Annotated in this window: 10 protein-coding genes; 2 read left to right on the top strand and 8 right to left on the bottom strand. The window is 46.1% G+C overall.

Annotated features, from left to right (window positions below; translation table 11 throughout):
• Window positions 1-634: 634 nt before the first annotated feature.
• On the bottom strand, window positions 635-1033 hold the full coding sequence (locus tag H9626_RS07620) for a DUF6249 domain-containing protein (protein WP_178257639.1): 399 nt from the start codon (window positions 1031-1033) through the stop codon (window positions 635-637).
• Window positions 1034-1164: 131 nt separating this feature from the next.
• On the opposite strand from H9626_RS07620, the gene H9626_RS07615 reads away from it, so the two are divergent.
• Entirely contained in the window at window positions 1165-1710 is a 546-nt protein-coding gene (locus tag H9626_RS07615) for an RNA polymerase sigma factor (RefSeq protein ID WP_191710100.1), read from the top strand.
• A 3-nt stretch (window positions 1711-1713) separates the two neighbouring features.
• Window positions 1714-2079, top strand: coding sequence for a hypothetical protein (locus H9626_RS07610; protein WP_191710099.1), 366 nt, complete (start codon window positions 1714-1716; stop codon window positions 2077-2079).
• 78 nt (window positions 2080-2157) lie between these two features.
• Here the strand turns inward: H9626_RS07610 and H9626_RS07605 are convergent, their stop codons facing one another.
• The 7 genes from H9626_RS07605 to hpt all read right to left on the bottom strand — a co-directional run bounded on the left by H9626_RS07605 (window position 2158) and on the right by hpt (window position 9437).
• Window positions 2158-3864 carry an acyl-CoA dehydrogenase family protein gene (locus H9626_RS07605; protein ID WP_191710098.1) on the bottom strand — a complete coding sequence of 569 codons (1707 nt, stop codon included), beginning with the start codon at window positions 3862-3864 and terminating at the stop codon, window positions 2158-2160.
• Window positions 3865-3866: 2 nt separating this feature from the next.
• Complete coding sequence (locus tag H9626_RS07600; protein WP_178257643.1) at window positions 3867-4886, bottom strand: electron transfer flavoprotein subunit alpha/FixB family protein; 1020 nt, start codon at window positions 4884-4886, stop codon at window positions 3867-3869.
• Window positions 4887-4892: 6 nt separating this feature from the next.
• Window positions 4893-5780: an electron transfer flavoprotein subunit beta/FixA family protein gene (locus H9626_RS07595; RefSeq protein ID WP_178257644.1), complete on the bottom strand. Its 888-nt coding sequence runs from the start codon at window positions 5778-5780 to the stop codon at window positions 4893-4895.
• Window positions 5781-6153: 373 nt separating this feature from the next.
• The gene (gene pgeF, locus H9626_RS07590) at window positions 6154-6963 is read right to left on the bottom strand and encodes a peptidoglycan editing factor PgeF (protein WP_410554646.1); all 810 of its coding nucleotides are present in this window, start codon (window positions 6961-6963) and stop codon (window positions 6154-6156) included.
• Complete coding sequence (obgE, locus tag H9626_RS07585) at window positions 6960-8147, bottom strand: GTPase ObgE (protein WP_178257645.1); 1188 nt, start codon at window positions 8145-8147, stop codon at window positions 6960-6962. The genes pgeF and obgE overlap by 4 nt, the downstream gene beginning before the upstream one ends.
• 119 nt (window positions 8148-8266) lie before the next feature.
• The gene (locus H9626_RS07580) at window positions 8267-8836 is read right to left on the bottom strand and encodes an adenylate kinase (protein WP_178257646.1); all 570 of its coding nucleotides are present in this window, start codon (window positions 8834-8836) and stop codon (window positions 8267-8269) included.
• Window positions 8837-8894: 58 nt separating this feature from the next.
• Window positions 8895-9437 (bottom strand): hypoxanthine phosphoribosyltransferase, encoded by a 543-nt coding sequence (hpt, locus tag H9626_RS07575; protein WP_178257647.1) that lies wholly within the window; start codon window positions 9435-9437, stop codon window positions 8895-8897.
• Window positions 9438-9523: the final 86 nt, after the last annotated feature.

The following is a 9523-nucleotide window of genomic DNA, read 5'->3' as shown; positions in this document are numbered from 1 at the left end:
GTTTTACAACGGAAACTTTTTGGAAGGGAAGCCGAGAAGAAGGAAAAACCGCACATCTATATATACGGGCGTACGCGATTACATTTATTTATGCGGCACAAACACGGGCAAATTTCTACCCGAAAGGACGAAAATTTCTATTCGGAGCGTTGCCCGTCCCATGCGGTAGGAACAAACTGCGCTTCGGCTTGCGTTTTTTGGGGGAAATACATGAAATATAATTCGGAAACTAAGAGCCTGTTTAAATTTTGCTCTGCCTCAGTTTGAGAATTGTTTTCGAGGATGTTTTTTTGTTTTTGCGAGGAGGATAGCGGGCTATCTGACGAGTAAAAACGGGGAAACAGACCGGAAACAAACTCTAAAAGGGGCGGATAAAAATACTTAATCGGAAAATTTAAACAGGCTCTTATATACATTTACAGTTACGATACGTACGGACATAAAAAAAGGAGTACCGCTGTACTCCAACCTTTGTAAACCTTAAATCTAATACTATGAAAAACACAGTGCAAAGATAAGGCTGATTTCTTTTTCTGCAAATTTTTTCTCGCTGAAACCGTGTTTTATAGCATATTTTAAGAATATAAATTCAGGGTTTAAACCGCATTAACAATCTACTCCTTAAAAAGAATTGCTACTTATTGTGCTCATCCTCACGCTGTTTCTTTTCAATTAAGTAAGATACCACCAAACCCGTTCCTCCGCCTAACAGAACGCAAGCTCCGTAAACCACCGATGTTACTTCGTATGGTCTGTTCCCATCAAAATAAGAATACTGTGTAGCTGAGATTATGCCATACCCCACCAACAAGCCAACGCCTAAACCTATCATCAGACATCCCATCCGCAGTCCGCCGAACGAAAACAATCCGGTGCGGTAAAATATACCGTTTTTAAAAGTGTCGGGTGTCAGTTTGTCGCCCAACTTTTCAATAATCATCATGCGCTCTTTTCTGCCGACAAAGAGTTCGAACAACTTATAAATTACTCCGAAAACGATAGCTACATTTGCTACAATCATTAATTCATTCATACGTCTTAAATTTTAAATTTGTTTCTTTGCACCTTTAGACGCCAAACCGCAGGCAAGGTTACACTTCGGCATAAAAAATATTTTTCCACAGAAATGTAACCTCTACTAACGAGATGCGTCTAACGGGTATCATGGAAAATGAAGAACTACATATTATATCTTCCATATTGGCGGGGAAAACGGAACGTTTCGCTTACTTTCTCGACAAATACGGACAACAGGTTTTCAACTTGATTGTCCGCATGACCAATTCTCCGGAAGATGCCGAAGAACTGACGCAAGACAGCTTTATGAAAGCCTTCGAACACTTGTCGTCGTTTAACGGAAACAGTAGTTTTTCTACGTGGATATACCGTATTGCTTACAACACGACCCTTTCTGCACTGCGAAAGAAAACGAACGAAGTACTGTCTTTTGATGAACGGCTGTGGAACACGGTGTCTGACACAGAGGCAGACGAGGCGTTAAACTCGGAAGATGAGGAGCAGATTCAGCGACTGCAAGAGGCAATAAGCAGACTTTCGCCCGACGAGCAGGCACTGGTCAGCCTGTTTTACGAGGAAGACAGACCCATTACGGAAATAGGTTATATTTTGCATTTAACGGAAAGCAACGTAAAAGTAAAGCTGCACCGTATCCGTAAAAAGCTCTATTTATTAATGAAACAAGAGGATTGAGCCATGAAAGAAGTTACAACTGATAAAGGATTGAAAAAAGCCGCCGGCAGAAGAACGCAAATACAGCTGCCAAGCAATTTCAGCTACCGAACGATGCTCCGTATCTGCGAAGCGGAATATTTGCGCGAGAAGCGCAGAGAAAAGCGTATTTTCATCGCATGGGCGATTACGGTCTCGTTGATGATTATCGGGTGCTTAGGCTATTTAGGATGGATGTACAGCGAACAGATATTACGCTTGTGGCAGCTACTGAAAAATACAGCTCCAAGCGCGCAGCATGTTTTGTTCCACCTCCCGATGGTGATTGCGCTGCTTCTTTTGGGAATATTCAACCGGTGGTTGCGAAAACAGTTCGGAAGCAAATCATGATTCTTAAAAAAAACAACAAGGTTGCCCTTCAGTAAGTAAAGAGCAACCTTATTATTTTACACATCAGCTATTAAAGCCTTATTTACGATAATTATCCAATTCTTCAGCTTTAAACTTACGGATAAAATTGAAGTGCTTTTCTACTTCGGCTTCCGCGTAGTTTACATATACATTCAGCGACTGAGCGAAAAGTTCCGGAGCTTTGGTAGCATCTTGCAACAGCAAATGGCTCATAACATTAACGGCAGCCATTTCATACAGACGGCGTGCCACGAAATCGAGCAATTCTTGATTTTGAGCTTCTTTTACCGCATTGGTACATGCCTCCAACTTACGAGTCATTTCCTTGATGCGGTTCAGATAACCTTCAAATTCGGGCGCACACGGAATCTGTTCATACTCATGCAACGTTGCAGCATAAGCACCGTTCGTTACGTAACGGATGGCAGCCACTGTCTGCAACTGAGTCGTTCCTTCGTAGATACTGGTGATGCGGGCATCGCGATAGATACGCTGACAAGCATATTCCATCATGAAACCTGAGCCACCATGTACCTGAATACAGTCGTAAGCATTCTGGTTAGCATATTCAGAGTTCATACCTTTTGCCAGCGGAGTAAAGCTGTCTGCCAACTTCGCATAACGTTTCTGCTCCTGACGTTCTTCGGGAGTCAGTTTGCGTTCGCGGGCGATATCGTCTAATGCCTTATAGATATCCACGTAACGGGCTGTTTGATACAGCAATGCACGTCCGGCATCCAGTTTTGCCTTGATAGTAGCCAACATGTCATACACAGCCGGGAACTCGATAATCGCCTTACCAAACTGTTTACGGTCTTTTGCGTACGCCAACGCTTCGTTATACGCTGCCTGACTCAAACCTACCGACTGGGCTGCGATACCCAAACGCGCACCGTTCATCAACGCCATGACGTATTTAATCAGACCCAACTTGCGGTCGCCACACAATTCAGCTTTAGCATTCTTATAAACCAACTCACAAGTAGGAGAACCGTGGATACCCAATTTATTTTCGATGCGGCGAACATCGACTCCACCATCGTTCTTATCGTAAATGAACATTGACAAACCACGACCGTCGTGAGTACCTTCTTCCGAACGTGCCAACACAAGGTGCAAATTCGCATCACCGTTCGTAATAAAACGCTTCACACCGTTCAGACGCCAGCAGTTGTTCGCTTCATCATAAGTAGCTTTCAGCATCACACTCTGAAGGTCAGAACCGGCATCAGGCTCGGTCAAGTCCATTGACATGGTTTCGCCGGCACAGATACGCGGGATGAAACGGCTGTGCTGGTCTTCGTTTCCGAACTCATACAGCGTTTCGATACAGTCTTGCAATGACCAAATATTTCCGAAACCGGCATCGGCAGCAGCCACGATTTCAGCACACATGGTGTACGGAGTAATCGGGAAGTTCAAACCACCAAAGCGGCGCGGCATCGTCATGCCGTTCAGTCCGGCTTTAACCATTGCGTCGAGATTTTCTTTCGTACCCGAAGCATATTCCACCCGTCCGTTCGCACAGTGAGGTCCTTCCTCGTCCACACCTTCCGCATTGGCAGCAATCACTTCTCCCGTAATTTCTCCGGTAATCTCCAATACTCTGTCGTATGAATCAATCGCATCAGCATAATCCTGCGGTGCGTAATCATATTCATCTTTGTCTTTGTAGCCGCGTTCTTTCAGTTCGCAGATACGCTCCATCATCGGATTGTTCAAGTGAAACTTGAGTTCCGGATGTTCTGTATAAAAGTTTGCCATTCTTATTTACTGTTCTTTTTATAATACTTAATCATTTTCGGTATCACTTCTTCTACCGTTCCGTTGATAACATAGTCGGCAATGGTATTAATAGGCGCATTCGGATCGCTGTTCACCGAAATGATGATGCCTGCATCCTGCATTCCGGCAATGTGCTGAATCTGTCCTGAAATACCACATGCGATGTACAGTTTCGGGTGAACCGTTACGCCCGTCTGACCAATCTGACGGTCGTGTTCGCAGAATCCGGCATCAACGGCCGCACGGCTCGCTCCTACCTCGGCGTGAAGTTCTTTTGCCAGTTCGTACAACATGTCGAATCCTTCCTTGCTTCCCATACCGTAACCTCCGGCAATCACAATCGGAGCGCCTTTCAGGTTATGTTTAGCTTTCTCTACGTGGCGGTCGATGATTTTCACTACGTAATCGGTTTCGGGAACATACTTAGCCACATCGTGACGGATTACTTCACCCTTATAGTTCTCGTCTACGATTTCTTTCTTCATCACACCCTCGCGAACGGTAGCCATCTGCGGACGGTGTTCGGGGTTGACAATCGTTGCCACGATGTTACCGCCAAATGCCGGACGAATCTGATACAACAGATTTTCGTAGGTGATGCCGTTTTTCTTGTCCTCGTGGTTACCGATTTCCAACTGCGTACAGTCGGCAGTCAAACCGCTGGTCAACGCTGAAGAAACGCGCGGACCGAGGTCACGACCGATAACCGTTGCTCCCATCAAACAAATCTGCGGTTTTTCTTCTTTAAACAGATTGACAAGGATAGACGTATGAGGAAGCGAAGTATAAGGGAACAGACCCGGAGCATCGAACACATGAACGCGGTCGACACCGTAAGGCAAAACTTGTTTTTCTACATCCGCAAGGTCGCTACCCGCACAGATAGCTTCAAGCTGACAGCTCAATTCATCGGCTAACTTACGACCTTTTGTCAAAAGTTCGAGACTCACATCGGCAACGTGCTTGCCTTCCATCTCACAATATACAAATACGTTATTCATAATACTTTACCCTATTGTATGGTTAGCCAATAATTCAATAATCAAATTTTCTACATCCGCATCGCTGCCGCTTATCGTCTTGCTCTCTTTTGCTTGGAAGATGATGTTTTCAATCTTCTTCACTTTGGTAGGAGAACCCGACAAGCCACACTGCTTGGTATCACCGTTTACATCGGCTACGCTCCATTCCACCAAGTTCAGGTACGGACGTTTTTCGTACAAGTCAGCATAAGCCAACGTAGCTCCGTCTTTCGTAAGAGCCGCTTTTTCCTGTCCGCCCAGCGCACGTTTGTATTTCTGCACCAGTTTTGCATTACGCGGACGGCAAGGAGCCGCACTTCCGTTCACCGTCAGCACGATAGGCAGCGGAGCTTCCACCGTTTCAACACCCCCGTCGATATGGCGTTTTACGCGGATGCGTCCCTCAGCCACTTCCTGAATTTCTTCAACGTAAGTAACCTGCGGCAAGCCCAACTTTTCTGCCACCTGCGGACCCACCTGAGCCGTATCGCCGTCGATAGCCTGACGACCACCTATAATAATATCGTATTCACCAATTTTGCGGATAGCCGTTGCCAGCGCATACGAAGTAGCCAACGTATCGGCACCTGCAAACGCACGGTCGGTCAAAAGATAACCATTGTCTGCACCTCTGTATAATCCCTCACGGATAATCTCCGCAGCACGTCCCGGTCCCATAGTCAGAATAGTCACCGTAGATCCGGGATGCGCATCTTTCAGCCGAAGCGCCTGCTCCAAAGCGTTCAAATCTTCCGGATTAAAGATAGCCGGAAGCGCCGCACGGTTAATCGTTCCGTCGGCATTCATGGCATCTTTCCCCACGTTACGTGTATCGGGTACTTGCTTAGCCAAAACTACAATTTTCAAATTCATTCGATTAATATTTAAGATTTAGAAATTTATCTGACGGCAAATTTAATGAAAGATTCAGATTACGAAAAAGATAAACAGAAAAATATATGCCGCGCTTCAACATATTTTAAAGTTCGGACGACACATAAACCCGATTGGAACAAGCTGGCAATCCGATTTCTTACAGAATAATTCTACGACCCGCCAAGCCGGGTTGTACAACTCACCTTAGTGGGTTATATAACCCGGCTTGGTGAGTTATATAGCCCAGCATGGCGGGTTATAATTTTTTTACGCATAAAGACAGATTCCCGTGGAGAAAAACACGGAAAAGAAACGTAATAAATCTGTATCCGGAAGCAGCAAACAAAAGGTGTAATACAGACAGAGTGGTTTACTCGGTAAGCATGATACCGGAAAGGATACGCCCGGAGTGAATCCCTTGTCGACGGGCAGAAAAGAAATCTGTATTATTGGCATAAGTGCAAATGGCGGACAGCTCGATGTTTTCCTGACGGACTCCCGCCGTAAGCAACTGCAAACGGTTGGCTTCCCACAGGTCGATATGCCATTTCGCATAGCGGCGTGCGATGTGTTGCATCGGGAAACCTGCCGCACGGAAGGCTGCGTAAACTTCATCGCCTACCTCGAACGCCTCTTGCGATATACCCGGACCGATACACGCCACCACGTCTCGCGCGTCCGTCCCGTAGGCTTCCGACATGGCGCTCAAAGTCGCTTCTACAATCCGCTCCACCGTTCCGCGCCATCCGGCATGAATGGCAGCTACCACCCTGCGGCGGACATCGAAACATAACACGGGAATGCAATCGGCAGTGGAAACACAAATGCACTGTCGGGGGATGTTGGTAAGAAGGGCGTCTACCCCCTCTAACTGAATGGTTTGTTCGGATAGCGGAAGTTGGAGGAACGCATGGTCAATCTGCCGAATCTGCGTTCCGTGAGTCTGATGAGGAATAATAAGCCCATCCGGACGAACAGGCATGAGCGAACAAAGCAGTTCGCGGTTTCGGTTTACCCGCTCCGGCTCGTCGCCGCAATAGTGATTGCAGTTAAACGAAGCGTACTCGCCCGTACTGTATCCGCCGTGACGGGTGGTGGAGAAACAAAAAATGCCGGAATACGATTGCTGAAAACCGTATGCCAACATTCTTTTATCGTCAGAGAACTTGTAAGTCATCATTTCTGCGGTTCGTCTTCCCAGTCTTCTTCTTCATACTCATAATCGAAGTCGTCTGCGTCGGTGTCATCTTCCTCGTATTCGTAGTCGAAATCTTCGTCTTCGCCCAACTCTTGCAGCTCTTCACGGAGTTTTGTCACATCTTTCGGACGATGAACAATAGCCTCGTGACGAACGGCCTCAAGCTGATTGCTCTCTTTATTCAATTCATTCCATAAAAGATCTTTCAGCTGCTGGATTCCCATCCCGCTTATCGAAGATATAAACACGCAAGGAATACCTTCGGGCAAGGTAGGACGCAGCATGTCAATCAGTTCTTCATCCAACGTATCACATTTAGTAATCGCCAAGACGCGCTGCTTGTCGAGCATCTCAGGGTTGAACGTTGCCAACTCATTCAGTAAGATTTCGTATTCCTTACGAATGTCATCCGTATCGCCCGGAACCATGAAAAGCAACAGCGAGTTACGTTCGATGTGACGCAAGAAGCGCAATCCCAGCCCCTTTCCTTCGCTCGCCCCTTCGATGATACCCGGAATGTCAGCCATCACGAATGATTTTCCTTCGCGGTACGACACGATGCCGAGGTTCGGCTCAAGGGTGGTAAAAGGATAGTTGGCAATCTTCGGACGGGCTGCCGATACCGTGGAAAGCAGGGTGGATTTACCGGCATTTGGGAAACCTACCAGACCGACATCTGCCAGCAATTTCAGTTCCAGTATCACCGTCATCTCCTGCATGGGTTCGCCGGGTTGTGCAAAACGGGGAGCTTGGCGTGTAGCTGTACGGAAATGCCAGTTACCCAAACCGCCACGCCCGCCTTTCAGCAAAATAACCTCCTGACCGTGTTCGGTTATGTCGCACACATACGCTCCTGTTTCGGCATTATAAACTACCGTACCGCAGGGCACTTCAATGATTTTGTCTTCGCCGTCTTTTCCGAAACTCTTGTTTTTCGAACCGTTTCCTCCGTGCGATGCAAAGACATGGCGCTCGTAACGCAAGTGCAACAACGTCCAGTAGTTGCGGTTTCCACGCAATATTACATGACCTCCTCTACCACCGTCGCCACCGTCAGGTCCGCCATTCGGCATGTATTTCTCACGGCGCATGTGTACCGAGCCGCGACCTCCCTTACCGGAGCGGCAGTAGATTTTTACATAATCAACAAAATTCGATTCAGCCATAGGATATGTTTATTTGATTTTAAGTTTGTAAGTATTCGAGTTTGTAAGTTTTGAGTCGTTACCCCGTAGGGCTTGCGAAACCCGCCAACCCGAAAACCTACAAACCTGAAACCATTTGATTAAAGTTTATCGACAGCAGCACAGATATCGGCAAAGATACCTTCCATTGTGCCCAAACCGTTGATATGACAGTATTTGCCATCGTTCTTATACCAGTCAATCAACGGAGCTGTTTGCGAATGGTAAACCACCAGACGCTTCTTGATTGTTTCTTCGTTATCGTCTGCACGTCCTGATTCCTGTCCGCGCTTGATAAGACGAGTCATCAATTCATCTTCAGGCACTTCAAGGTCGAGCATGATAGAAACCTCCTGACCGCGGACTTTCAACATTTCTTTCAATGCCTCTGCCTGCGCAATGGTACGGGGGAAACCATCGAAGATAACCCCTTTGCTGTCTTTAAAGCTGTCGAATACGCTTGCCAGAATGTCAATCATCAGTGCATCGGGAATCAACTGACCGTTGTCGATGTATCCTTTAGCAGTTTTACCCAGTTCGGTTCCGTTCTTAATCTCGGCACGCAATACGTCACCTGTTGAGATATGATTCAAACCATATTTTTCTACGATGCGGGCACTTTGAGTTCCTTTACCTGAACCCGGAGCGCCGAAAATAACAATGTTCAACATGTTTAGTTATATTTATAATTAATAATTAAGATGATTTTCTCTTTTCAGATTGCGGCCCTCATTCGGCTTCGTCTACCACGTAAATATCGCGGTAATTACGTCCCAGTCCGTCGTAATCCAAGCCATAGCCTACAATAAAATCATTCGGAATATTCATTGCCACATAATCGATGTTTAAATTCACCTTCAGCTTATCAGGCTTTACCAGCAGCGTGGCAATACGTATATCTTTCGGGTTACGGGCACGCAATGTCTCTATCACCCGTTCCATCGTAATCCCTGTATCTACAATATCTTCTACAATAACCACCGTACGCCCTGTGATGTCCTCATTCAGTCCTACCAGTTCTTTCACTTTTCCGGTTGACGATGTACCCTGATACGATGCCAGCTTGACAAAAGATATTTCGCAAGGCAAGTCAAGACATTTCATCAAATCGGCAGTAAACATAAACGAACCGTTCAACACACTTACAAAAAGCGGATTGCAATCTTTCAAATCACGATTAATCTCGGCAGCCACCCGCGCCACTTCTTTCAGTATCTCCGCCTCCGGAATAAACGTCTTGAAACGCTTGTCTTTTATCTGAATCACATTCATACGATAGAACTTTTATAAATTTGCGGCAAATTTACGGATTTTTTTCGTATTTTTACCGACAAATAGCCATTTAAGAAAAATAAGGA

Origin of the sequence: Phocaeicola faecium (genome assembly GCF_014837055.1) — a bacterium.
Classification (GTDB): domain Bacteria; phylum Bacteroidota; class Bacteroidia; order Bacteroidales; family Bacteroidaceae; genus Phocaeicola; species Phocaeicola gallinarum.
Note: the sequence above shows the minus strand (reverse complement) of the source record. Positions and strands in the feature narration are given on the sequence as shown.

Coding starts and splice junctions, on each gene's coding strand:
- H9626_RS07620 (WP_178257639.1), bottom strand. CDS start 1,033: ATGAATGAATTAATGATTGTAGCAAATGTAGCTATCGTTTTCGGAGTA.
- H9626_RS07615 (WP_191710100.1), top strand. CDS start 1,165: ATGGAAAATGAAGAACTACATATTATATCTTCCATATTGGCGGGGAAA.
- H9626_RS07610 (WP_191710099.1), top strand. CDS start 1,714: ATGAAAGAAGTTACAACTGATAAAGGATTGAAAAAAGCCGCCGGCAGA.
- H9626_RS07605 (WP_191710098.1), bottom strand. CDS start 3,864: ATGGCAAACTTTTATACAGAACATCCGGAACTCAAGTTTCACTTGAAC.
- H9626_RS07600 (WP_178257643.1), bottom strand. CDS start 4,886: ATGAATAACGTATTTGTATATTGTGAGATGGAAGGCAAGCACGTTGCC.
- H9626_RS07595 (WP_178257644.1), bottom strand. CDS start 5,780: ATGAATTTGAAAATTGTAGTTTTGGCTAAGCAAGTACCCGATACACGT.
- pgeF (WP_410554646.1), bottom strand. CDS start 6,963: ATGATGACTTACAAGTTCTCTGACGATAAAAGAATGTTGGCATACGGT.
- obgE (WP_178257645.1), bottom strand. CDS start 8,147: ATGGCTGAATCGAATTTTGTTGATTATGTAAAAATCTACTGCCGCTCC.
- H9626_RS07580 (WP_178257646.1), bottom strand. CDS start 8,836: ATGTTGAACATTGTTATTTTCGGCGCTCCGGGTTCAGGTAAAGGAACT.
- hpt (WP_178257647.1), bottom strand. CDS start 9,437: ATGAATGTGATTCAGATAAAAGACAAGCGTTTCAAGACGTTTATTCCG.